The sequence below is a fragment of the Microbacterium barkeri genome, from assembly GCF_027921765.1.
Lineage (GTDB): Bacteria > Actinomycetota > Actinomycetes > Actinomycetales > Microbacteriaceae > Microbacterium > Microbacterium barkeri.
The window spans coordinates 129,762-152,611 of record NZ_BSEJ01000008.1; the positions used below are offsets into that span (position 1 = coordinate 129,762).

19 protein-coding genes are annotated in these 22,850 nt (G+C 72.2%); 14 read left to right on the forward strand and 5 right to left on the reverse strand.

From position 1 onward, the window contains the following. Nucleotides 1-25: 25 nt before the first annotated feature. Genes PKE79_RS09775 through PKE79_RS09785 form a run of 3 tightly spaced genes read right to left on the reverse strand, consistent with a single transcriptional unit; the run spans nucleotide 26 to nucleotide 1,934 of the window. The gene (locus PKE79_RS09775; RefSeq protein WP_271173509.1) at nucleotides 26-592 is read right to left on the reverse strand and encodes an ECF transporter S component; all 567 of its coding nucleotides are present in this window, start codon (nucleotides 590-592) and stop codon (nucleotides 26-28) included. A gap of 20 nt (nucleotides 593-612) precedes the next feature. Continuing rightward, nucleotides 613-1,599, reverse strand: a complete 987-nt coding sequence (locus PKE79_RS09780; protein ID WP_271173510.1) for a pirin family protein — start codon at nucleotides 1,597-1,599, stop codon at nucleotides 613-615. Further along, nucleotides 1,596-1,934, reverse strand: coding sequence for a GNAT family N-acetyltransferase (locus PKE79_RS09785; RefSeq protein ID WP_271173511.1), 339 nt, complete (start codon nucleotides 1,932-1,934; stop codon nucleotides 1,596-1,598). Before PKE79_RS09785 ends, PKE79_RS09780 begins: the two co-directional genes overlap by 4 nt. Nucleotides 1,935-2,020: 86 nt before the next feature. Between PKE79_RS09785 and recQ the strand changes: the two genes are divergently transcribed. From recQ to PKE79_RS09815, 6 genes are all read left to right on the forward strand, one after another. Continuing rightward, nucleotides 2,021-4,015 carry a DNA helicase RecQ gene (recQ, locus tag PKE79_RS09790; protein ID WP_271173512.1) on the forward strand — a complete coding sequence of 665 codons (1,995 nt, stop codon included), beginning with the start codon at nucleotides 2,021-2,023 and terminating at the stop codon, nucleotides 4,013-4,015. A gap of 141 nt (nucleotides 4,016-4,156) precedes the next feature. After that, nucleotides 4,157-7,624, forward strand: coding sequence for a choice-of-anchor G family protein (locus tag PKE79_RS09795; RefSeq protein ID WP_271173513.1), 3,468 nt, complete (start codon nucleotides 4,157-4,159; stop codon nucleotides 7,622-7,624). A 141-nt stretch (nucleotides 7,625-7,765) separates the two neighbouring features. Next, nucleotides 7,766-8,515, forward strand: coding sequence for a DUF5819 family protein (locus PKE79_RS09800; protein ID WP_271173514.1), 750 nt, complete (start codon nucleotides 7,766-7,768; stop codon nucleotides 8,513-8,515). After that, on the forward strand, nucleotides 8,512-9,702 hold the full coding sequence (locus PKE79_RS09805) for an HTTM domain-containing protein (RefSeq protein WP_271173515.1): 1,191 nt from the start codon (nucleotides 8,512-8,514) through the stop codon (nucleotides 9,700-9,702). Before PKE79_RS09800 ends, PKE79_RS09805 begins: the two co-directional genes overlap by 4 nt. Nucleotides 9,703-9,777: 75 nt before the next feature. After that, on the forward strand, nucleotides 9,778-11,202 hold the full coding sequence (locus tag PKE79_RS09810; protein ID WP_271173516.1) for an HNH endonuclease: 1,425 nt from the start codon (nucleotides 9,778-9,780) through the stop codon (nucleotides 11,200-11,202). 170 nt (nucleotides 11,203-11,372) lie between these two features. Continuing rightward, complete coding sequence (locus PKE79_RS09815) at nucleotides 11,373-13,439, forward strand: acyl-CoA dehydrogenase family protein (protein WP_271173517.1); 2,067 nt, start codon at nucleotides 11,373-11,375, stop codon at nucleotides 13,437-13,439. A gap of 10 nt (nucleotides 13,440-13,449) precedes the next feature. On the opposite strand, the gene PKE79_RS09820 is transcribed toward PKE79_RS09815, so the two are convergent. Both PKE79_RS09820 and PKE79_RS09825 read right to left on the reverse strand, forming a co-directional pair. Continuing rightward, nucleotides 13,450-15,501 (reverse strand): SpoIIE family protein phosphatase, encoded by a 2,052-nt coding sequence (locus tag PKE79_RS09820; protein ID WP_271173518.1) that lies wholly within the window; start codon nucleotides 15,499-15,501, stop codon nucleotides 13,450-13,452. A gap of 10 nt (nucleotides 15,502-15,511) precedes the next feature. Further along, the gene (locus PKE79_RS09825) at nucleotides 15,512-16,069 is read right to left on the reverse strand and encodes a MarR family winged helix-turn-helix transcriptional regulator (RefSeq protein ID WP_271173519.1); all 558 of its coding nucleotides are present in this window, start codon (nucleotides 16,067-16,069) and stop codon (nucleotides 15,512-15,514) included. 84 nt (nucleotides 16,070-16,153) lie between these two features. Here PKE79_RS09825 and idi point away from each other — a divergent pair, with 84 nt between their 5' ends. The 8 genes from idi to PKE79_RS09865 are packed head-to-tail and all read left to right on the forward strand — an operon-like array spanning nucleotide 16,154 to nucleotide 22,829. Continuing rightward, a complete protein-coding gene (gene idi, locus PKE79_RS09830) occupies nucleotides 16,154-16,699 on the forward strand; it encodes an isopentenyl-diphosphate Delta-isomerase (RefSeq protein ID WP_271173537.1) in 546 nt (181 codons plus the stop codon). Next, nucleotides 16,699-17,745 carry a polyprenyl synthetase family protein gene (locus tag PKE79_RS09835; RefSeq protein WP_271173520.1) on the forward strand — a complete coding sequence of 349 codons (1,047 nt, stop codon included), beginning with the start codon at nucleotides 16,699-16,701 and terminating at the stop codon, nucleotides 17,743-17,745. The genes idi and PKE79_RS09835 overlap by 1 nt, the downstream gene beginning before the upstream one ends. After that, entirely contained in the window at nucleotides 17,742-18,614 is an 873-nt protein-coding gene (locus PKE79_RS09840) for a phytoene/squalene synthase family protein (RefSeq protein WP_271173521.1), read from the forward strand. Before PKE79_RS09835 ends, PKE79_RS09840 begins: the two co-directional genes overlap by 4 nt. Then, the gene (gene crtI, locus PKE79_RS09845) at nucleotides 18,611-20,155 is read left to right on the forward strand and encodes a phytoene desaturase family protein (protein ID WP_271173522.1); all 1,545 of its coding nucleotides are present in this window, start codon (nucleotides 18,611-18,613) and stop codon (nucleotides 20,153-20,155) included. The genes PKE79_RS09840 and crtI overlap by 4 nt, the downstream gene beginning before the upstream one ends. Then, complete coding sequence (locus PKE79_RS09850; protein ID WP_271173523.1) at nucleotides 20,152-20,481, forward strand: lycopene cyclase domain-containing protein; 330 nt, start codon at nucleotides 20,152-20,154, stop codon at nucleotides 20,479-20,481. Before crtI ends, PKE79_RS09850 begins: the two co-directional genes overlap by 4 nt. Then, nucleotides 20,478-20,780: a lycopene cyclase domain-containing protein gene (locus PKE79_RS09855; protein WP_271173524.1), complete on the forward strand. Its 303-nt coding sequence runs from the start codon at nucleotides 20,478-20,480 to the stop codon at nucleotides 20,778-20,780. Before PKE79_RS09850 ends, PKE79_RS09855 begins: the two co-directional genes overlap by 4 nt. Then, complete coding sequence (locus tag PKE79_RS09860) at nucleotides 20,770-21,630, forward strand: prenyltransferase (RefSeq protein WP_271173525.1); 861 nt, start codon at nucleotides 20,770-20,772, stop codon at nucleotides 21,628-21,630. Before PKE79_RS09855 ends, PKE79_RS09860 begins: the two co-directional genes overlap by 11 nt. 32 nt (nucleotides 21,631-21,662) lie before the next feature. Then, nucleotides 21,663-22,829: a ferrochelatase gene (locus PKE79_RS09865; protein ID WP_271173526.1), complete on the forward strand. Its 1,167-nt coding sequence runs from the start codon at nucleotides 21,663-21,665 to the stop codon at nucleotides 22,827-22,829. Nucleotides 22,830-22,850 lie beyond the last annotated feature (21 nt).

The following is a 22,850-nucleotide window of genomic DNA, read 5'->3' on the forward strand; positions in this document are numbered from 1 at the left end:
TAACCTGAGTGAGCGGTCTGTCGGCTCACGGGGTCCGCGCGGGCTGCCTCCGTGGCGTCGCGACGCCGGCGCGTCGGAGGCCGGCGCCGACGGCGAGCCCCACGAGCGTCCAGGCGAGCGGCCCGAGCACCGAGAGCACGAGGTAGGCGACCTGCGCCCAGGTGGGAAGGGCGGCGATGTCGGCGGCCAGTGCGACGACGACCGCCACGAAGACGCCGATCGCCGCACCGGAGAGGAGGAAGCGCCACCACGACCACGCGCGATAGCGGAACAGGGCGGCGACGCCCTCCTGCAGACCGCCGAAGAGCAGCGCCGTCATGAGGAACTGGAGCGTGAACGGCGGCGCGACCGCGGCGCTCACGAGCGCGGCGAGCACGTGAGCGAGAAGGGCGACCCAGGGCATCCGGAGCAGCTCCTGCGCGACGATGCCCGGGAGCACGTGCACGCCGAGGAGGAACCCGTAGATGATCGGCGCCCCCGCCAGCACCGGCGTGACGAGCCATCCCTCGATGCCGCCGAGAGCGCCGGTCGCGACCCCGATCGCGGCGCAGACGAGCAGGACGCGCGTGGATAGGGCGGAGTTGCGGGGCACGAAGCCCAGCCTAAGTCCGCTCAGATGCGACGGCGCCGAGTGGTCAGGCGGACGTTCGGCAGGGGAGGGGCCGGGATGCGCTGCTCGGGCGGATGGCCCTCGACCGCGCCGAAGCGGGCCCCCGCCGCCTCCCACTCCTCGCGCGCGACGGCGATCTCGTCGTGCGATCGCCCCACGAAGTTCCACCACATGACGATGTCGTCGGGGAAGGGCTCGCCGCCGATGAGGAACAGCAGGGCGCCCTCCTCCGTCGCGAGCTCGATCTCGTCGCGGTGCACGCCGAGGTAGAGGAGATCCTGCGCCCGCACGGGCGTCTCATCGAGGTCGGAACCGGTCACGACTCGGAGGTCGCCCTCGATGCCGACGACGGCGTGCTCCCACTCGTGCTGCAGCGGAACGCGCACGCGAGAGCGGGGCGGGAGCGAGATCTCGGCGCCGACGATGGGCGTGTGCATGGTCGCCGGGGAGGCGACGCCGGCGAGCTCGCCGACCACGACGGTCGCCTGCGCCGCGTCGCCGTCGCGGGTCGGGAGCGACAGGGTCGGCAGGCGGTCGTGCCGCTCGAACGCGGGGCCGCCGTGGCGGCGCTCCTCGGGGAGCGCGACCCACAGCTGCAGGGCGTCCAGAGGCACAGCGCCCTCGCCGAGCGAGTACTCCGAGTGCGAGATGCCGGCCCCCGCGGTCATGATGTTGAGCGAGCCGCGGCGGACGACGACGTCGCTGCCGATGCTGTCGCGGTGGTGCACCTCGCCGACGAGCGGCCAGGTCACCGTCTGGAGCCCGATGTGCGGATGCGGGTCGACGCGCATGACGGCCTCCTGCGGACCGAAGCGGTCGAGGAAGCACCAGGCGCCCACGGTCGGGAGCTCGCGCTGCGGCAGCGAGCGGTGCACCTCCATCGCACGCACCCCGCCCAGCGGGACCTCCCGCGCGGCGAGGAGCACGGCCCGCGGGCCGTCGCACCGGGTCGAGCCGCTCTCCTCGACGCCGGCGTCGAGCCGGGTCATCCCGGCTGCTCTCCCGGGGTCGCGGCGTCGTGCGGCGTGCCGTCGGGCCACTGCACGACCGCGCCGGAGACCTCGTTCTCCTTGAGGTACTTCGCGATGAAGGGGCACAGCGGGATGATCGTGTCGCCGCGGCGGGCCACATCGGCGAGGGCGTCGGACGCGAGCATCTCGCCGTACCCGCGGCCCCGGAACTCGCGCTCCACGACCGTGTGCGTGAACCGGATCCGGCCCGTTCCCTGCTCGAACTCCGCGTAGCCCGCGACGACGCCCGCTTCGCCGTCGTGAAGCTCGTACCTGCTCAGCTCGTCGTTCCGGGTGACCGTGAGATCGCTCATGGACGCTCCTTTCCTGGGGCTTCCACGCTAGGGCAGATCCCGGGCGCCGGGGCCGGATGTCGCGGGTCGTCTTTAGACTCGAGGGCATGCCCGCGCATCTGCAGAGCGACCCCCAGGGCGATCCGTGGATCGTCGCGCGCATCCCCGACGACGACAGCTGGGTTCCGCCGGAGGAGCCGTACGACGACGGCCCGCCCGAGGGATGGATCCCGCCGGATGACGCGCCCCGGGCGCCCCGCGAGCCGTCCCGCGCGCCGCAGGCCGCGCCATCCCGCTTCCCCCGTGCGATCGACGCGCTGCGCACCGTCTACGGCTACGAGTCGTTCCGCGGCGATCAGGAGGCGATCGTCGAGCAGGTCATCGCGGGCGGCGATGCCGTCGTGCTCATGCCGACCGGTGGCGGCAAGAGCGTCTGCTACCAGGTGCCGGCGCTCGTGCGCGAGGGCACGGGGCTCGTCGTGTCGCCGCTCATCGCACTCATGCACGACCAGGTCGACGCGCTGCGCGCGAACGGCGTGCGGGCCGCGTACCTCAACTCCACGCAGGCGCCCGACGAGCGCGCCGCGGTCGAGCGCGCGTACCTCGCGGGTGAGCTCGACCTGCTCTACGTGGCACCAGAGCGGCTGAACGGCGAGCAGACTCTCGCGCTGCTCGCGCGCGGAGCGCTCAGCGTGATCGCGATCGACGAAGCGCACTGCGTGAGCCAGTGGGGCCATGACTTCCGGCCCGACTACCTCGCGCTGGGCGGGCTCGCCGAGCGCTTCCCCGGCGTTCCGCGGATGGCGCTGACGGCCACCGCCACGCGCGAGACGCACCGCGAGATCACAGAGCGGCTGCGCCTCCCCGAGGCCAAGCACTTCGTCGCGAGCTTCGATCGCCCGAACATCCGCTACCGCATCGAGCCGAAGACCGACGTCCGTCGGCAGCTGCTGCAGTTCATCTGCTCGCAGCCCGAGGGATCGGCCGGCATCGTCTACGCGCTGAGCCGCAAGTCCGTCGAGCAGGTCGCGGCGTTCCTCGCCCAGCAGGGGATCGACGCCATCCCGTATCACGCCGGTCTCGACGCGCGGATGCGCGCGGCGCATCAGGCGCGGTTCCTCCGCGAGGACGGTGTGGTGGTCGTCGCGACGATCGCGTTCGGCATGGGCATCGACAAGCCCGATGTCCGCTTCGTGGCGCACGTCGACCTGCCGAAGTCGGTCGAGGGCTACTACCAGGAGACCGGGCGCGCGGGTCGCGACGGCGAGCCGTCGGTCGCGTGGATGGCATACGGCCTGGGTGACGTCGTGCAGCAGCGGCGGATGATCCAGCAGAGCGACGGCGACCGCGCCATCCAGCAGCGCCAGGGGCAGCATCTCGACGCGATGCTCGCGCTGTGCGAGACGGTCTCGTGCCGTCGGCAGAATCTGCTCGGCTACTTCGGGCAGGAGTCGGGCCCGTGCGGCAACTGCGACACGTGCCTCGAGCCGCCCGAGACGTGGGATGGCCTCATCGCGGCGCAGAAGCTCCTCTCGACGGTCGTGCGGCTGAAGCGCGAGCGCGGCCAGTCGTATGGCGCGGGCCACATCATCGACATCCTGCGCGGGGCGTCGACGGACCGCATCCGGAAGTTCGGGCACGAGTCGCTCTCGACGTACGGGATCGGGCAGGACCTCTCCGAGCAGGACTGGCGCAGCGTCATCCGACAGCTCCTCGCGCGAGGCCTGCTCGCGGCCGAAGGGGAGTACGGCACCCTGGCGCTGAGCCCGGCGTCCGCGGGCGTGCTCCGAGGCGAGACGGCGGTGCCGCTGCGGAAGGACGTCATCGGGCGCGCGTCGCGGGGTCCCCAGCGCAAGGCGAGTGCCGCCGATGCGCTCGCGCCCGAGAATCGTGACCTGTTCGAGACGCTGCGAGCCTGGAGGGCGGAGACGGCCCGCGAGCAGGGCGTTCCCGCGTACATCGTCTTCGGCGACGCGACCCTGCGTGCACTCGCGGAGATCCGCCCCACGACGCTGTCGCAGCTCGACGGCGTCACCGGCATCGGCGCCAAGAAGCGCGATGCCTACGGCGAGGCCGTGCTCGCCGTCATTGCGCGGCATTAGGCGACTCGCCGCGTCACAACCGGTATCCCACACTGGACATGCGTACTGATATAACGCCATACTCAAATTCGACGTGTGTGCACAGTGTGCCCGGGGGGTGCCCGTGCATGGCGTTCTCCCTAAACCAGAACCAGGAGACCCATGGATAACTCGACTGCGGGCGCGAGAGCGCCCCGCAAGCGAAGGCTCGCGCCTATCGCGACGCTGGCCGCGGCCAGCCTCGTCGCGGGCGGCGTCGCCTACGCGGCGAATGTGAACACGACAGGCGCGGCGAACGCCGCCGCGAGCGACTACTCGGAGGCTCTCGGACAGGTCATCGCCTCCGACCTTCTTGGTGCGGAACTGATCGACGCGGCCTACGCGAAGAGCGGGAACCCGAGCGGTCCGCTTGAGGAGAGCACGCCGTTCAACGCGAGCCTGCTCGGAGCACTGCAGGTCGACCTCGGCGACGGCCTCGTCCTCCCGCTCATCAGCGGTCCCGGTGGCAGCGGCCTGCTCGACCTCGGCCAGGTCGGCGCGCTCAACTCGTTCGCAACATCGCCGACCGGCACGACGTCGACGGCCAGCGCCGGCGCGGTTGGCGCCGACGGTGCGATCGCCATCGACCCGGAGAACCCCGGTGCGTACGGACCGGCGACCGTCAACCTGACCGACCTGTTCGCACAGCTCGGCCTTGACCCCGTAACGGACGGTGTCGTCGACTTCGCTGGGCTCGAAATCGGCGCCCTTGCTTCGACGGCCACGTCGACGAACGATGTCGTCACTTCCGAGTACGTGATCGCTGGGGCTGATCTGCGTGTCAGCAGCCCTCTCGTCGAGACGCTGGCCGCGACCCTCGGTACGGCACTGAACGGCGTCGCCGATCAGGTCGGCGGCGCTCTCGCTGCCGATGGCCTCGTCGACCAGATCGTCGGTCTGGTCGACCTCGATCTCGGCATCGCGTCGCTGAGCCTCGCGGGCGGAACGGTCAACGTCACGGGTGTCGAAGAGGGAATCAACTCCCTCGTGACGGACGTCTTCGACACGCCGATCACGAGCGGCAACGGCCTCGTGACCGTTGACTTCTCGACCGGCGACATCGTCGTGCACCTCGAGAACCTCGTCGAGGGCGGCAGCCTCAACGGCCTCGATCCCAACACGCTCCTGCTGAGCAGCGAGACCGGGACCGCGATCACCGGCGCCGTGACCGAGGTGCTTCAGACGGTGACTGACCAGTTGGTCTCCGGCGTGACGGGGCTCATCAACGGCATCACCCTGACGATCGACCTGCCTGTCTCGCTGAGCCTCCTGGGCGCGGACATCGCAGAGGGCAATGCTCTCATCACAACGACTGTCGGCGACCTGCTCGCAGGCAACGCGCCCGTCATTGATGTGCAGCTCGACCTTCTCGGCGGGCTCATCCCGATCGGCACGCTGATCACGGCCGTGGCAAACGCGCTCGCGACGCCCGTTTCGACCGTTCTCGGCGGTCTCGCCGGCCCCGTCCAAACCGTCCTCGGCACGCTGGGCAGCACGGTCGATGGCATCGTCGACCCGCTTCTGGCCGGCCTCGAGCCCGTATTTGGGGCGGTCAACCAGCTGGTTGAGATCACGATCAACGAGCAGCCTGCGCCGGGCTACCTCGGCACGGAGTCGTTCACGGTCAACGCGCTCAGCCTCGAGCTTCTCCCGGGGCTCAGCGCCGTCAACCTCGACCTCGCTTCCTCCACGGTGCGCTCCGCCGCTGTGGTCTACGTGACGTCGATCGACGCGAACCCGAGTGAGGTACCGGCCGGCGGGACCACGACGATCACCGGCGAGGGCTTCGCACCCGAGGAGACCGTGACGATCACCGTCGGCGATGACGAGCCCTTCACGGTCACGACGACGCCCGAGGGCACCTTCTCGACGTCGTACGAGGTTCCGGCCGATGCGACGCCGGACACCGTGACGGTTACGGCGGAGGGCGACGTCTCGCAGACACCGGCAACGACGGAGCTCACGATCACCGAGGGCAATGCAGAGGTCGACGCCACGGCTGACACCTCGGCGGCGGCTGACGCTGATGTGAACGCGTCGGCTTCGGCGTCGGCTTCGGCGAACGCGGATGACAACAGCAACGCGTCGGCTCAGGTTGCGGCGCAGGCTGCGGCTCTCGCGGACGCGACGACGGACGCCTCGGCTGCGGCTGACGCGACGGCTGCTGCGGCTGCTCAGGCGGCGGCGACGGCTGACGCTTCGTCGGACGCTTCGACGACGGCTGACTCCGACGTGACCGCTGCGGCTCAGGCTGCTGCGCAGTCGTCGGCTGAGGCTGACTCGCAGGCGGACTCGACCGCTGCTGCCAACGCGGACGCTTCGTCGGCCGCTGCGGTCGCTTCGAACGCTGACTCGTCGTCGGACGCCTCGGTCAACGCCGCGGCGAACGCGGACGCGGACGCGGATGTGAACGCGTCGGCTTCGGCGTCGGCTTCGGCGAACGCGGATGACAACAGCAACGCGTCGGCTCAGGTTGCGGCGCAGGCTGCTGCTCTTGCGGACGCGACGACGGACGCCTCGGCTGCGGCTGACGCGACGGCTGCTGCGGCTGCTCAGGCGGCGGCGACGGCTGACGCTTCGTCGGACGCTTCGACGACGGCTGACTCCGACGTGACCGCTGCGGCTCAGGCTGCTGCGCAGTCGTCGGCTGAGGCTGACTCGCAGGCGGACGCGACCGCTGCTGCCAACGCGAACGCTTCCGCAGCTGCTTCGGCCGCATCCAACGCCGACTCGTCGACGAACGCCTCGGCTGAGGCGGCTGCCAACGCCGACGCGACGGCTGACGCCACCGCTGCTGCCACGGCTGACGCGACCGCTGAGGCTTCGGCCGACGCGACTGTTGAGGCTTCGGCCGACGCGACCGCTGAGGCCGCTGCTGACGCCACGGCTGAGGCTTCGGCTGACGCGACCGCTGAGGCCGCTGCTGACGCCACGGCTGAGGCTTCGGCTGACGCGACCGCTGAGGCCGCTGCTGACGCGACCGCTGCTGCCACGGCTGACGCGACCGCTGAGGCTTCGGCCGACGCGACCGCTGAGGCTTCGGCTTCGGCCGATGCCAACGCCGCCGCAGAGGCCTCGGCCGCCGCCGACAGCTCGGCTGCTGCCGACAGCTCGTCCGCTTCGGACAGCGACTCGGCTTCGGACAGCGACTCGTCGGCGACGGCCTCGGCCGACGCCAACGCGTCGAGCGACTCCGACGGCAGCGCGATCTCGATGGAGCTCGAGCACGACCGCCGCATGGTCGGGCAGGTGCAGATCGCCTACGGTCACGGCTTCGAGCCGGGTGAGACCGTCGAGGCGACGATGTACTCGACGCCGCACGAGCTGGGCACCCAGGTGGCTGACGAGAACGGCGACGTGACCTTCACGTGGACGATCAAGTCGGGCACGCCCACGGGCGACCACCGTGTCGAGCTCGTCGGCGCGACGTCCGGCTCGGTCGACGCGACCTTCGAGGTCTACGCGAAGTCCGGTCAGCTCTCGCCCACGGGCGGCGACCTGGCCCTCCCGCTCGGCGGTCTCGCCGCAGCGATGCTTCTCGGAAGCGCCGCCATCTGGATGATGGTGCGCCGCCGCGGGGCGGACGTCTGATCCAGACGTGAGAGCCGGGTGCTTCGGGCTGGCAAGGCCCGAAGCACCCGGTAACCTTTTGGGATATCGGCAGTGCCCCGGTGAACGCTCACCGGGGCACAGTCGGTTGGCAAGGAACTCCGGCCAGGGGAGGCGGCACCAGTGCCCGAAAAGACCGTCCCACGACGACGTGTGTACACGCGCGTCGTGATGATCCTCGCGGTGGCCTTCACGGCCTGGCACGTCTTCGCGTCGTTCCTCTGGATCGCGCCGTGGTCGCCGCTGCGCGAGGTCGTCTCGCAGAAGGCGCTCTCGGCGTACATGCTCCCGTTCTTCGGCCAGTCCTGGAGCGTCTTCGCTCCCGAGCCCATCAACGGCGACTACCGGTTCGAGGTCCGCGCGATCGTCGACGGGCAGGAGACGGAGTGGGTCAGCGCGAGCGACGTCGAGCTCTCGATGATCCGCTACAACCTCTTCACGCCGCGCGCCGGCATCCAGGCGATGGATGTCTCGAGCCAGCTCAAGGGCGCCTGGGCCGATCTCAACGACGATCAGAAGGCCGTCGCCGAGCTCAACTACTTCAAGGACGACTGGGAGGCGCGGATGTCCGAGGCCATGACGGCGTACGGCGACGCTGAGGTCGTCGACGCGTACGTCGCTCAGGAGCACCGCGCGACGGCCTATGCGACGCAGGTCGCCCTCGCGGTGTGGGGCGACGATGTCGAGCGGGTCCAGTACCAGGCCACGCGGCAGAACGTCATCCCGTTCGCCGATCGCCACGATCCCGAGGCCGAGCGCCCGGCCATCCAGTACTCGCCGACCGGATGGCGCGGGCTCGTGGTGAACGACGGGCAGTCCCAGCAGGCCTTCGAGGACGTCTTCCTCCCCGCCTACGAGCGGATGGCCGAATGAGCGCGCGCGAGAAGGCCGGGATCGCGGATCGCCTCGGCGAGGCGCGCGCGATCGCCGCCCGCACGCCGCGCGCGCTCGGTCGTCTCGTCTCCGAGCTGCTGCGCATCGTGTGGGATGTCGCCCGGCGCGCGTGGCTCTTCACGGAGGCGTGGCTCCTCGACTCGAAGAAGTCGCTCTACGGCATCGCCGTCACGCGCATCCTGCTCGGCCTCACCGGCGTCGGCCTGCTCCTCACGAACTTCTCGACCCGCCTCTACACCTTCGGCTCGGGATCGGCATGGAACGGCGAGGCTGCCGAGCCGGTCAGCGACTTCCCGAAGATCTGGCTGTTCGGGCTGTTCGACAGCGTGCGCCTCGACGACGGCCTCTTCACGGTCCTGTACCTCGTGCTGCTCGCGCTGGCCGTGCTGTTCACGCTCGGATGGCGCTTCAAGATCGTGCTGCCGGTCTACTTCGTGCTGTGGGTCAGCTTCATCGAGATGAACGACGCCGTGGGCGACCAGGGCGACAACATGTACCGGATCGTCCTGATCCTGCTCTTCTTCGCCGACCCCGCCGCCCGCTGGTCGCTCGACGCCCGCCGTCGCGCGCGAGGCGGCGACCGGACCATCCTGCCGCGCGAGATCAGCAACCTCCTCCACAACCTCGCCCTCGTCGCGATGACGGCGCAGGTCTGCTTCGTGTACGTCTCGGGCGGCCTGTACAAGGCCGGCGGCGACCCCTGGTCGGGCGGCTACGCGGTCTACAACCCGCTCATGACCGAGCGCTTCGGCACGTGGCCCGTGCTGAGCGAGCTCATCACCGCATGGGGCCCGGCGGTGACGATCGCGAGCTGGGGGTCGATCATCCTGCAGATCGCCTTCCCGTTCATGCTCCTGTCGCGCCCCACCCGCATCCTCGCGCTCTTCGGCATCATGAGCTTCCACATCGGCATCGGCGTGCTGATGGGCCTGCCGTGGTTCTCGCTCGCGATGATCGGCATCGACTTCATCTTCATCCGCGACCGCACATGGCAGCGCGCGCTCGAGATCGTGAAGGGCAGCTTCCGCAGCGACGGCGACGCGAAGCGGGAAGCGGCAGCGGAGACCGAGCCCGCATCGGAGGCGGACCCCGTCGTGAACGACGATCGCGCGGAGCGCGGGCGGCCGGTCGGCGCGGGAGGCGGAGTGCGCGCCCGACGTCGCTAGCGCCGTTATCGATTCGTTACCTGCTCATGATGCGAATCTCTGTTTGAATGTCGGGATCCAGAGTAGCATAGAGGCATGGAACGGATGTTCCCCGCGATCGATGAGGATCTGCGGGAGGCCTGCGAGGCACTCGAGCGGGTGTGCGACCGGCTCGAGCCCGGCGGTGCGGCTCCCGGCGAGCTGTCGTCGCTCCTCGCTCGCTTCGGCGAGGTGAAGCGGAGAGCGGATGCGGGGTTCGCGGCGGTCGCTGCGGAGGTCTCGCGGCAGTCCCGGCGCGAGCTCGGCAAGGACGGGTTCGCGCGCCGGCAGGGGTTCTCCTCACCAGCGGCCCTCATCTCGGCGGAGACCGGGGCCGCGACCGCGGAGGCGGCCCGGCTCATCCAGGTCGGCGAGGCGATCGCGCCGCGCGCCAACCTGGTCGGGGAGACCCTTCCCGCGAAGCATCCGCACGTCGCGGCCGCGATGCGGGCGGGCCTGCTCGGGATGGCGTCGGCCGGCGCGATCATCTCGCTGCTCGACCGAGTGGTCGTGCGCGCCGGAACGGCGGCGTGCGAGCGGATGGAGGAGATGCTCGTCGAGCACGCGCAGGGCCTCACGAGCGACGCGCTGCGGAAGCTCCTCCTCGAGGCCGAGGCCCGTCTCGATCCCGACGGCGCGGCGCCCCGCGAGGGCGCGGCGCACGCGGCCCGTCGTCTCACGTTCCGCCGCGACCGCGACGGCGGCGTCTCGTTCTCCGGCTGGCTGGATGCGGAGTCCGCCGCACCGGTGCTGACGGCGATCGACTCGTCGGTCACGGGCATCCTGCGTCGCAGAGAGCAGTGCGCCGATGAGGCCATGCGCGACGACCGCTCGGTCGTGCAGATGCAGGCCGACGTGCTGGTCGACCTGGCCCGCCACGGGCTCGGCTGCGAGCAGGTGCCGACGCGGCCCACATCGACCGTCGTGGTGCGGATGGCGCTGGATGACCTCCTGGCCGCGACGGGCGTCCGCCCCCTCGGCGAGGGCGCCGCGGAGGTGCGCGTGCCGGGCGAGCCGGACGGGGTCGCGGGGTGCGCGGTCGGGTTCGCGACGATCGACGGCGTCGAGCAGCCGGTGACCGCCGGGATGGTGCGGAGGATGGCCGCCGATGCCGACATCATCCCCATGGTGCTCGGCACGGGAAGCGAATGCCTCGACGTGGGCTACCGCTACCGGTCCTTCACTCCCGCGCAGCGCGTCGCCCTCGCGGAGCGCGACGGCGGGTGCGCGTTCTGCGGAGCGCCCCCGGGTCACACGGTCGCGCACCACATCCGATGGTGGTCGCAGGGCGGTCGCACGGATCTCGGCAACGGCATCCTCCTGTGCACGCGATGTCACCATCGGATCCACGACGACGGGTGGGAGATCCGGATCGAGGGGGTCGGCCGCGACGGCATCCCGTGGTTCATCCCACCCGCGTGGCTCGATCCGCTGCGCGCACCGCGCATGGGCGGCCGGGCGCGCTACGCCCTCACCGCCTGAGCGCGGAGGGGGACGGCGGATCACCGTCGTCCGCATCTGTCGCCGACGGACAACGCCGCGGCCCTGCGCCGCCGGGCCGTGCTGTGCGCCCTGGACAAACTCCCGGACGCGTCGTTGTCGAGCGCCTAGCGTGAAAGACATCCTTCCCACCCCGCAGAAGAGGTGTGCCCATGGTCGACACAGTCGTTCGTCCCGCTCAGCCTGGCTCGCGTCCGGTCGCCGCAGAAGCCGACGACGCCCGCATCGACATCCCGGCCGTGACCCGGATGCTCCTCGGCACCTGGGCGGACATCCGGCTCGAGGCGCGCGAGATGATCAAGGACTCGGCGTTCTGGCGCATCGACGGCCTCAGCCACCACGCGCACCGCGAGCGCGTCCTCGAGCAGACGCAGCTGCTGGCGGACGCCGGCGCCGGAGCCCGTGCCTACCCGACCGAGTACGGCGGTCGGAACACGAACGGCGGCAACCTCGCCGGCTTCGAGGAGCTCGTCCTCGCCGACCCGAGCCTGCAGATCAAGTCGGGCGTGCAGTGGGGGCTCTTCGGGAGTGCGGTCCTGCAGCTCGGGACGAAGAAGCACCACGACCGCTGGCTGCGCGACATCATGAGCCTCAAGATCCCCGGCGCGTTCGCGATGACCGAGAGCGGGCACGGCTCCGACGTGCAGTCGATCGGGACCACCGCCACCTACGACCCCGAGACGGAGGAGTTCGTCATCCACACGCCGTTCCGCGGCGCCTGGAAGGACTACCTCGGCAACGCGGCCGTGCACGGCAAGGCGGCGACGGTCTTCGCGCAGCTCATCTCGAAGGGCGTCAACTACGGCGTGCACTGCTTCTTCGTGCCGATCCGCGACGACAACGGGGTCTTCCTCCCGGGCGTCGGCGGCGAGGACGACGGCGTCAAGGGCGGCCTCAACGGCGTCGACAACGGGCGCCTGCACTTCGACCACGTCCGCGTGCCGCGCGAGAACCTCCTGAACCGCTACGGCGACGTCGCCCCCGACGGCACGTACTCGAGCCCGATCGCGAGCCCCGGCCGCCGCTTCTTCACGATGCTCGGCGCGCTCGTGCAGGGCCGCGTCTCGCTCGATGGGTCCGCCACCTGGGCGTCGGGCCTCGCGCTCAAGATCGCCGTCACGTACGGCAATCAGCGCCGGCAGTTCGACAGCGGAACGGGCACCGGCGAGACCGTCCTCCTGGACTACGCCAAGCACCGCCGCCGCCTGCTCCCGCTCCTCGCGACGACCTACGCCCAGGCGTTCGCGCACGACGAGCTGCTCGTGAAGTTCGACGGCGTGTTCGGCGGCACCGCCGACACCGACGAATCCCGTGAGGACCTCGAGACGCTGGCGGCGGCACTCAAGCCGCTCTCGACCTGGCACGCGCTCGCGACCATCCAGGAGTGCCGCGAGGCCTGCGGCGGAGCGGGCTACATGGCCGAGAACCGCCTCGTGACCCTCCACCAGGACCTCGACGTCTACGTCACGTTCGAAGGCGACAACAACGTGCTCCTCCAGCTCGTCGGCAAGCGCCTGCTCTCGGACTACGGAAAGCAGTTCACGGGCAAGGACGCACGGGCGCTCGCGGCCTACGCCGTGGGCGAGACAGCCGACAAGATCTTCCACGGCGCGGGCCTGCGCCGGCTGGGGCAGGCGTTCGCCGACCTCGGCTCGACCGCGCGCTCGGTCGAGCTGGGGCTGCGCGCCCACGACCAGCAGGAGCTCCTCACCGATCGCGTCCAGCGGATGACGGCGGATGTCGCGGGCCGCCTGCGTCTCGCGTCTCGCCTCTCGCCCGCACAGGCGGCAGAGCTGTTCAACGAGAACCAGGTCGCCCTCCTCGAGGCCGCCCGCGCCCACGGCGAGCTGCTGCAGTGGGAGGCCTTCACCGATGCCGTGGAGCGCGTGGAAGACGAGGGCACCCGTCAGGTGCTCACGTGGCTCCGCGATCTCTTCGGCCTCGGGCTCATCGAGAAGCACCTCGCGTGGTACCTCCTGAACGGGCGCCTGTCGACGCAGCGCGCGGCGGCCGTGTCGAGCTACATCGACCGTCTCTGCGCGCGGCTCCGCCCGCACGCTCAGGACCTCGTCGACGCGTTCGGCTTCGAGCCCGAGCACGTCCGGGCGCCCATCGCGTCCGGGCAGGAGCAGGCGCGCCAGGAGGAGGCGGCGGCGTACTATGCGGCCCTCCGTGCCAGCGGCGAGGCCCCGGTCAAGGAGAAGAAGCCCGCGCGCTGACCGCCGCCGGTCAGCGCCTGCGGAGCGCGATCACGGTGAGGTCGTCGTCCGGCGTCCCGTGCGACGCGAGCTCGACGACCGCCTCGACGGCCTCGGGCGCCGAACGCGCCGACGACACCCGGCGCCACACGGGCGCGAGGTCGTCGAGCCCGCCGCCGACCGCATCGAGCACGCCGTCGCTCACGACGAGCAGGGTCTCGCCGGGTGCCAGGCGCTCGGCGCCCGCCTCGCGCTGCTCCTCCGGCGCGATGCCGAGGGGAAGGCCGCCCGCGGGGAGGCGCCGGACGTCGCCCTCCGGCGGGACGATCGCCGCGAGCCCGTGGCCCGCGTCGGCGTAGGCGATCTCTCCGGTCGATGCGCGCACGAACGCGCGGAAGGCCGTCACGAAGGCACCCGCATTCGCGAGGTCGGCGTCCATGCGGCGCTCGGTCTCGACGAGCGGCCGCACGACCTCGCCGTCGGCGCTGTGGGCGCGCAGGAGCGAGCGGGTGGTCGCCGCGAGGATCGCCGCGCCCATGCCCTTGCCCATGACGTCCGCGAGGGTGATGACGGCGCCGTCGTCCACCTCGTGCCAGTCGTAGAAATCGCCGCCCACCGAGCCGGCCGGCACGAAGCGCGCGGCGAGGCTGTAGCCGGGCAGCCGCGGCTGAGCGACCGGCAGGAGGGCCGCCTGCACCTGCGCGGCGCGCTCGAGCTCGGCGCGCTCGAGCGTGACGTCGCGGAGGACGGTGACGACGCCGCCTCCCGCGCGAGCGGGCAGCCGGGCCGTCGTGAACGCGACGGTGCGCTCGTCGGCGACCGGCGGCCGCACGAGAAGCGGCAGGTCCTTGACGTCCTCGCCGGCGAGCGAGCGGCGGAAGGGGAGCTCGTGGTCGGGGAGCGGGCTGCCGTCCAGATGACGGAGCCCCGCGAGGTCATCCGCGGCGGCCGTGCCTTCCGCGGGCTCTGCGTCGTCGCCGGTCAGGAGGCGCCGTGCCGCGGGATTGCGGACGACGATGCGGCCGTCGCGGTCGACCACCCGCACGCCCTCAGTCATCGTGTCAACGATCGTGCGCAGCAGCTCGGCCTGAGCCTGCGCTCCGTCGCGTGCCTCGCGCAGCGCGGTGGCGAGCGCGTGCCGGTCGTCCCTGTCGAGCGCGAGCGCGAGTCCGATCGTGCACACGAGCACGGTGTAGAGCTGGGCGACCGCGATCTGCGTCGTCGCATCGTCGAGCCCGAGGAAGGGGCCGATGCCGCTCGCGGTCAGGGCGATCGCGACGACCGCGACGAGGGCCCCGTGTCCGATGACGAACCGCGCCGGGAGGCGCACGCCCGCCCAACAGGCCAGCGTGAGCAGAGGGAAGACGACGGTCGGCTCGGCGAATCCCGCGAACCAGGCGGCGTGCACGGCGGGGGAGAGCACGAGCACCGCGAACCACTCGAGCGGGCGCGACGCGAGGCCGGCGCCGAGGTCGGACAGGCGGAGAATCGGGAGCCCCGCGCGCCGACGACGCACGCTGTCGCCCACCATGAAGCCGAGGGGCACGAGCACGACGATGCTGCCGAGATTGCGCGCGCACCACAGGAGGACGACGTTCCACTGCCATCCGGTGCCCGAGAGAAGTCCGTCGACCTGGATGAGCGGCGACGAGATGAGCGGGCCGGCCACTGCCGCGAGCAGGAACCACCACAGCTCGCGGCGGTCGAGAAGGCGACCGGCGCGGCTGAACCAGACGCGCGGGCAGCGCCGCGCCAGCACCGCGCGGCACACGACGGCCTGCACGACGGCCGCGAGCCCGCCGAACACGCTCTGCAGCGGGGCGCCGCCGGTCGCCGAGACGACCGCCCACGTGAGGACCCCCATGAGCGCGAGGTCCAAGGCGATCCAGGGGCGCCGCGCTCGCGCGACCATCCACAGCACCGAGACGCCCGCGGCCGGCCACACCATGCTGATCCCGCTGTCGGGCAGCACCGTCAGGCGCCCCGCGATCGCGGCGAGGGCGTACGCGAGGGAGAACCCCGCGAGCAGCGATGCCTCCGAGGCGACCGTCACAGCCATCCGCGCGGGGCGGTTCGCGGTCATGGCGCTGTCCTCACTCCGGGGCGTCGGGGGCGGGCGCGGTGGCTGCGAGGGCCTCGAGGAAGCGGATGACGACCTCGCGCTCGTCGGGTGCGAGGGCCGCGGCGACGTCGAACCTCCGTGCATGCGTGCGCCCGACGCTCGCCCGTGCGGATGCCCGTGTCTCCTCGGTGACCTCGATCGCCAGGCTCCTGCGATCGTGGGGGTGGGGGAGGCGCCGGATGTGGTCGCCCGCCGCGAGACGATCGAGGAGCTTGGTGGTCGACGCGGTCGAGATGCCCAGGTGGGCCGCGATCGAGCTCGGCGTCACGACCGCGCCGTGGCGCTGCGACGCGATGATGTAGCGCAGGGCGCGCATGTCGGTCTCGCCGAGCTTCATATAGCGGCGCGAGGCCTCGCTCATGGCGCGCTCGGCGTTCCGCCAGGTCTGCAGCGCCTCGAGCACGCGCACGACCTGAGCGAGCTCGTCGTCCGTGAGGTGCGCCCGCTGGACGAGCTCCTCGTCGGGATCGATCACCCGGGGATCGAGCATCGAGAACCGCTCGTCGCGGGGTGCGTGGTCTTCTGGCACAGCGTGAGCTTACCCTCCGTCGGAAAATCAGCTATGTTGATTGCTAGCTTAGCTAATAACAGGGTGGGAGAGGCGATGCGCACGATGACGGGTCACGACGAGCGGGTGGTGCTCCTCAACGAGGACGGCCGTCCCACGGGCGTCGCCGACAAGGCGAGCGTGCACGGGGCGAGCACGCCCCTCCATCTCGCGTTCTCCTGCCACGTGAGCGATGACGCGGGGCGCATCCTGCTGACCCGCCGCGCCCTGTCCAAGCGCACGTGGCCGGGGGTCTGGACCAATGCCTTCTGCGGTCATCCGGCCCCCTTCGAGCCGATCCCGGACGCGGTCGAGCGACGCGCCCGCGAGGAGCTCGGTCTCGCGCTGCGCGCGCTCCGGCTTGCCCTGCCCGACTTCCGATACCGCGCGGTCGACGCCTCGGGGATGGTGGAGAACGAGCTCTGCCCCGTCTACCTCGCGGTCGCCGACAGCGAGCTCTCTGCGCGCCCGGACGAGGTGCTCGAGGCCCGATGGGTCGACCCCGCCGACCTCGACGTCGCGCTCGCCGCGGCGCCGTGGGCGTTCAGCCCGTGGCTCGTCCGGCAGCGGCAGGAGCTCGTGCAGGCGGGCGCCGCGGCGAGGACGCCGTGATGTCCGCTGTGCGCAGCGCGCCTGAGCGGGTGGAGGACGTGCTCGGCGCCTTCCTCGCCGAGCGGGTCGAGCGCGCGGCGAGCCTGGGGGCGCCCTACGCCCGCCTCTGGCAGCGGCTCGCCGACGCGTCGCGCGGCGGGAAGCGCCTGCGCCCCCGGCTCGTGCTCGCCGCGCACGACCGTCTCGGCGGCAAGGACGACTCCTCGGCGCGGACGGCCGCCGCCGCGCTCGAGCTCCTGCACACAGCCCTGCTTCTCCATGACGACGTCCTGGACGGCGATCTCGTCCGCCGCGGCCGTCCGAATCTCGCGGGGGCGTTCGCGACCGAGGCCATCGAGAGCGGCCTCGGATCCGACGCGGCGACGTCCTGGGGCGCCGCGTCCGGCGTGCTGGCGGGCGACCTGCTCCTCAGCGCGGTGCACGCGCTCGTGTCCCGCATCGAGTCGCCGGCGCGCGCCGCCGTGCACGAGATCGTCGACGAGAGCCTCTTCCTCACGGCGGCGGGCGAGCACGCCGACGTCGGCTTCAGTCTCGGCGCCGTGCCCGCGGACACCGCCGGGATCGTGCGCATGATGGAGCAGAAGACCGCGAGCTACTCCTTCGCCGCTCCGCTGCGCGTCGGTGCGGTCCTCGCCGGCGCCGGGCCGCTCGTCGACGCGGCGCTGCAGCGGATCGGCACGCAGCTCGGCTTCGTCTACCAGCTGCGAGACGACGTCCTCGGCGTCTTCGGCACGGAGGAGCGCACGGGCAAGACCGCTCTCGGCGACCTGCGCGAGGGCAAGCGCACCCTGCTCGTGGCCTTCGCCGAGCCGCATGCGGCGTGGCGCGAGGTCGCGCATCTCTTCGGCCGGCGCTCTCTCGAGGAGGACGACGCCGCTCTGCTGCGCGACGCGATCCGCGCGAGCGGAGCGGCGGACGAGATCGAGCGGCTCATCGCGGAGCAGAGCGCGGCGACGCGCCGCGAGATCGCGGCCGCGCCGATCCCCGACGGGCTGCGGGCGGAGCTGGATGCGCTCGTCGGGCGCTGTGCGGAGCGGGACGCATGACGGCCTTGGACCTCTACACCCGAACGGCGCGCGCGGCGTCGTCCCGCGTGCTTCCCGCCTATTCGTCCTCGTTCGGGCTCGCGAGCCGCCTGCTGCCCCCGCGCGTCCGCGGCCACATCGCCGACGTCTACGCGCTCGTGCGCGTCGCCGACGAGATCGTCGACGGCCCCGCGAGCGAGGCGGGGCTCGGCGATGCTGCGCGGCGAGCCGCCCTGGACGAGCTCGAGGGCGAGACGCTGCGGGCGCTCTCGTGCGGGTTCAGCGCGAACCTCGTCGTGCATGCCTTCGCCGACACCGCGCGGCGCACGGGCATCCCCGAGACCCTCATACGCCCGTTCTTCGCGTCGATGCGGATGGACGCCGACGGCGTCGAGATCGGCGACGAGGCGACGTACCGCGCCTACATCCACGGCTCCGCGGAGGTCGTCGGGTCGATGTGCCTGCGCGCGTTCGCCCAGGAGGACCGCGCGCTCCTCATCGACGACGAGCTCGAGGAGGGAGCGCGGCGCCTCGGCGCAGCCTTCCAGAAGGTGAACTTCCTGCGCGATCTGGCGGACGACTGCGAGCGGCTCGGCCGCTCGTACTTCCCGGGGGTCGACCCGCGCGCCCTGTCGGAGGACGACAAGCTCCGCATCGTCTCCGATGTCGACTCCGACCTCGCCGTCGCGTCGTCGGCTCTGACGCGGCTGCCGGGGCGGTCCCGTCGGGCGACCGCCGCGGCGGCTGGCCTCTTCTCCCGTCTCAACGACGTCCTCCGTGCGACGCCCGCGCGCGAGCTCCTCGAGCGGCGGGTCTCCGTGCCGCGCCGCGTGAAGGCCGCCGTGCTCGTGCGGGCCGCGCTCGACCGCCCGACGGCGGTGCGCGCATGAGCGCGCGCGCGGTCGTCGTCATCGGCGGCGGCATCTCGGGCCTCGCGACCGCCGCCCTGCTCGCGGCGGAGGGCGACGACGTCACTCTCATCGAGGCCCGCGACGAGCTCGGCGGTCGCGCGGGCCGGCGCCGCGTCGACGGATTCACGTTCGACACGGGCCCCTCGTGGTACCTCATGCCCGAGGTGTTCGACCACTTCTTCCGTCTCCTCGGCACCACGGCGGCGGAGCAGCTCGACCTCGTGCCGCTCGACCCCGCCTACCGCGTGTGGTTCGAGGGCGACGAGGTGCCGTTCGACCTGCCGGCGCACGGCGCGCGGGAGGCGCTGCGGACGCTCGATCCCGGCGCTGCGTCGCGGATCGACGCCTACCTCGCCTCGGCCGCCGAGACCTACGACCTCGCCACGGAGCGGTTCCTGTACAGCACGTTCGCGTCGCTCCGCCCCCTGTTCGACACCCGCACGCTCCGGCGGCTGCCGCGTCTCGCTCGCCTTCTGGCCGAGCCGCTCGACCGCCTCATCGCGCGGCACGCCGACGACCGCAGGGCGCGCCAGGTGCTCGGCTACCCCGCCGTCTTCCTCGGGACCTCGCCGTCGCGCGCACCGGGCATGTACCACCTCATGAGCCATCTCGACGTGGGCCAGGGCGTGCTCTATCCGCGCGGGGGATTCGGGACGGTGATCGACGCGATCGCGGCGCTCGCCCGCGACCGCGGCGCGCGCCTGCACACCGGATGGCGCGCCACCGGCATCGAGGTCGCGGCCGGCGCGGTGCGCGCGGTCGAGGCGGAGCGCGCGGACGGCGCTCGCACGCGCCTCGTCGCCGACGTGGTCGTCTCGAGCGCCGACCTGCGGGTGACCGAGAGCCTGCTGCCCTCGCCGCATCGCTCGCGCGCCGAGGCCTGGTGGGACCGCCGCGACCCGGGCCCCGGGGCGGTGCTGGCCCTGCTCGGCGTGCGCGGCGAGCTGCCGCAGCTCGCGCACCACTCCCTCTTCTTCACGCGCGACTGGGACGCCGGATTCGACGCGATCTACGGCCCCGCGCGTCGCATCCCCGATCCCGCGTCCCTGTACGTGTGCCGCCCGAGCGCGACCGACGACACGGTGGCGCCGGCCGGCCACGAGAACCTCTTCGTGCTCGTGCCGGTGCCGGCCGACCCCGGGATCGGGTCGGGCGGGGCGGATGGCGCGGGCGACGCCGACGTCGAGCGCACGGTCGATGCGGCGATCGACCAGATCGCCTCATGGGCGCGGGTGCCCGACCTGCGCGAGCGGATCGTCGTGCGGCAGACGATCGGGCCAGCGGACTTCGAGCGCGACTTCGGCGCCTGGCGCGGGGGAGCGCTCGGCCCCGCGCACACGCTCCGCCAGAGCGCGCTCCTGCGCGGCTCGAACGCATCCGCCCGCGTCGGCGGCCTCCTCTACGCGGGGGCGACGACGATCCCCGGCATCGGGCTGCCGATGTGCCTCATCAGCGCGGAGCTCGTCGTGAAGCGCCTGCGCGGCGATGTCTCCGCGGGCCCGCTGCCGGAGCCGCTGTGAGCCTCGTCTACCTCGGATGCCTCCTGCTCGCGCTCTCGTGCGTGCTGGCGGTCGACCGGCGCTTCCGGCTGTTCGTGTGGCGCGCTCCCGCGCACGCGGCGCTCGTCCTCGCAACCGGGCTCGTCTTCCTCCTCGCGTGGGATGCCGCCGGCATCGCCCTCGGCATCTTCTTCCGCGCCGAGACCGCGGTCATGACCGGCCTCGTGATCGCGCCCGAGCTGCCCGTCGAGGAGCCCGTGTTCCTCCTCTTCCTCTGCGAGCTCACGATGGTGCTCTTCTGCGGCGCCGACCGACTTCTGGCCGCTCGCGACAGGGGGCGGCCATGACCTACGTCGTCCTGTGCGCGGCGTTCCTCGCCGTCGCCGTGGCCTCCGCCCTGGCACTGTCCGCCCGGCGCCGCCCGCGGCTGAGCGCGGTCGCGCTCGCCGCCGCCGCGCTCGTCGTGCTCACGGCGGTCTTCGACAGCGTCATGATCGCGGTCGGCCTGTTCGCGTACGACGACGAGCGGATCTCCGGCGTGCGGATCGGCCTCGCGCCCCTCGAGGACTTCGCCTACCCGCTGGCGGCGGCCATCCTGCTGCCCGCGCTGTGGGTCGCCCTGAGGAGGCGCCGAGATGATCCGTGACCTGCTGGTCGCATCGCGGCCCCTCAGCTGGATCAACACGGCCTTCCCCTTCGCCGCCGCGTATCTCCTGACCGCGCGCGAGGTCGACCTCGCTCTCATCGTGGGCACCGTGTTCTTCCTCATCCCCTACAACCTCGCCATGTACGGCGTGAACGACGTGTTCGACTACGCGTCCGATCTCGCCAATCCCCGCAAGGGCGGCGTGGAGGGCGCCCTGCTCGCCCCGGCCGCGCACCGCGTCGTGCTCGTCGCCGCCGCGGTGTCGTGCCTGCCGTTCGCGGTCGCGCTCGGCCTCCTCGGCGGGCCGGTGTCGTGGGCCGTCCTGGCCGTGAGCCTCTTCGCGGTCGTCGCCTACTCCGCGCCGCCCTTCCGGTTCAAGGAGGTGCCGTTCCTCGACTCGCTCACCTCGAGCGTGCACTTCGCGAGCCCCGCCGTCTACGGGATCGTGCTCGCGGGGGACGCACCCGATCGCGGAGCGCTCCTTGTGCTCGCGGCATTCCTGCTGTGGGGCGTGGCCAGTCACGCGTTCGGCGCCGTGCAGGACGTCGTGCCCGACCGAGAGGGCGGGATCGCGTCGATCGCGACGGTCCTCGGCGCGGCCCGCACGGTGCGCTTCGCGCTCGCCGCGTGGATCGCCGCGGCCCTGCTCGTGCTCGCCGCCGGCGGTACGGCGGCCTGGGCCGCTCCGCTCGCGCTCCCCTATCTCGCGACCGCCGCTCCGTACGCGCGCGTGTCCGACGCCGACTCCGCGTGCGCGAATCGCGGCTGGCGGCGCTTCCTCTGGATCAACTACGCCGTCGGCTTCGCGGTGACGATGCTCCTCATCGTCTTCGCCCTGCAGACGGCCTGAGCCCGACCACCCTCGAACGACAGGAGCACGCCATGACCACGGCATCCGTCCCCTTCGCCTCGCCCGCCGCGCGCGACGGCGCCCCGTACGCGACCGTCCCGCAGCGCTACGACGCCATCCTCCTCGCGGGGTTCGGCGGCCCCGAGGGGCAGGACGACGTCATCCCCTTCCTGCGCAACGTCACGCGGGGCCGCGGGATCCCCGACGAGCGTCTCGAGGAGGTCGCGCACCACTACCGCCACTTCGGCGGCGTGAGCCCGATCAACGCCCAGAACCGCGCGCTCAAGGCCGCGCTGGAGGCCGAGATCGCCCGGCGGGGCCTCGACCTGCCGGTGTACTGGGGCAACCGCAACTGGGCGCCGTACCTCTCCGAGGCCGTGCAGGAGGCCGCCGACGACGGGCGCACGCGCCTCCTCGCGGTCGCGACGAGCGCCTACAGCTCGTACTCGAGCTGTCGTCAGTATCGCGAGGACTTCGCGCGCGCCCTCGACGAGACCGCGCTGGGGAGCGTCGTCGAGATCGACAAGGTGCGGCAGTTCTTCGACCACCCCGGGTTCGTCGAGGCCTTCGTCGACGGGCTCGTCGACGCGATCCGAGGCTTCCTCGCCGACCGGCTCCGAGTGCGCGTCCTCTTCGCGACTCACAGCATCCCGGTCGACGACGCGCGGCGATCCGGCCCTCGTGACCTCGATCTCGGGCCGGGTGGCGCCTACGAGGCGCAGCATCGCGCGGTCGCCGCGGCGGTCATGGAGCGGGCCGCCGCGATCGTCCCCGAGGCGGCCGATGTCCCGTGGGAGCTCGTCTACCAGTCGCGGTCGGGCCCGGCCTCGCAGCCCTGGCTCGAGCCCGACATCTGCGACCGGATCGCCGAGCTGCCCGCGGAGGGGGTCGAGGCCGTCGCGATCGTCCCGGTCGGGTTCCTCAGCGACCACATGGAGGTCATGTGGGATCTCGACGAGGAGGCGCTGCAGGCGGCGGCCGACGCCGGCCTCCGAGCGGTGCGCACGCCGACGCCGGGCGCCGACCCGCGGTTCGTCGCGGGCGTCGTCGACCTCGTGGAGGAGCGGATGGCCGCCACGCCGCGCGAGGAGCGGCCGGCCGCGACGCCGCTCGGCCCGTGGTTCGACGTCTGCCGCCCCGGGTGCTGCGAGAACGTGCGCGCGGGGTTCCGCCCGGCCGCCGCGGGCATCGCGCCCTGAGGCGTGGGCACCTGTGCCCAT

Excerpts from the sequence above, each read along its gene's own strand:
- PKE79_RS09820 (WP_271173518.1), bottom strand. The coding sequence starts at position 15,501 with ATGACCGCGAACCGCCCCGCGCGGATGGCTGTGACGGTCGCCTCGGAG.
- crtI (WP_271173522.1), top strand. The coding sequence starts at position 18,611 with ATGAGCGCGCGCGCGGTCGTCGTCATCGGCGGCGGCATCTCGGGCCTC.
- PKE79_RS09835 (WP_271173520.1), top strand. The coding sequence starts at position 16,699 with ATGTCCGCTGTGCGCAGCGCGCCTGAGCGGGTGGAGGACGTGCTCGGC.
- PKE79_RS09780 (WP_271173510.1), bottom strand. The coding sequence starts at position 1,599 with ATGACCCGGCTCGACGCCGGCGTCGAGGAGAGCGGCTCGACCCGGTGC.
- PKE79_RS09865 (WP_271173526.1), top strand. The coding sequence starts at position 21,663 with ATGACCACGGCATCCGTCCCCTTCGCCTCGCCCGCCGCGCGCGACGGC.
- PKE79_RS09785 (WP_271173511.1), bottom strand. The coding sequence starts at position 1,934 with ATGAGCGATCTCACGGTCACCCGGAACGACGAGCTGAGCAGGTACGAG.
- idi (WP_271173537.1), top strand. The coding sequence starts at position 16,154 with ATGACGGGTCACGACGAGCGGGTGGTGCTCCTCAACGAGGACGGCCGT.
- PKE79_RS09860 (WP_271173525.1), top strand. The coding sequence starts at position 20,770 with ATGATCCGTGACCTGCTGGTCGCATCGCGGCCCCTCAGCTGGATCAAC.
- recQ (WP_271173512.1), top strand. The coding sequence starts at position 2,021 with ATGCCCGCGCATCTGCAGAGCGACCCCCAGGGCGATCCGTGGATCGTC.
- PKE79_RS09815 (WP_271173517.1), top strand. The coding sequence starts at position 11,373 with ATGGTCGACACAGTCGTTCGTCCCGCTCAGCCTGGCTCGCGTCCGGTC.
- PKE79_RS09795 (WP_271173513.1), top strand. The coding sequence starts at position 4,157 with ATGGATAACTCGACTGCGGGCGCGAGAGCGCCCCGCAAGCGAAGGCTC.
- PKE79_RS09840 (WP_271173521.1), top strand. The coding sequence starts at position 17,742 with ATGACGGCCTTGGACCTCTACACCCGAACGGCGCGCGCGGCGTCGTCC.
- PKE79_RS09855 (WP_271173524.1), top strand. The coding sequence starts at position 20,478 with ATGACCTACGTCGTCCTGTGCGCGGCGTTCCTCGCCGTCGCCGTGGCC.
- PKE79_RS09810 (WP_271173516.1), top strand. The coding sequence starts at position 9,778 with ATGGAACGGATGTTCCCCGCGATCGATGAGGATCTGCGGGAGGCCTGC.
- PKE79_RS09805 (WP_271173515.1), top strand. The coding sequence starts at position 8,512 with ATGAGCGCGCGCGAGAAGGCCGGGATCGCGGATCGCCTCGGCGAGGCG.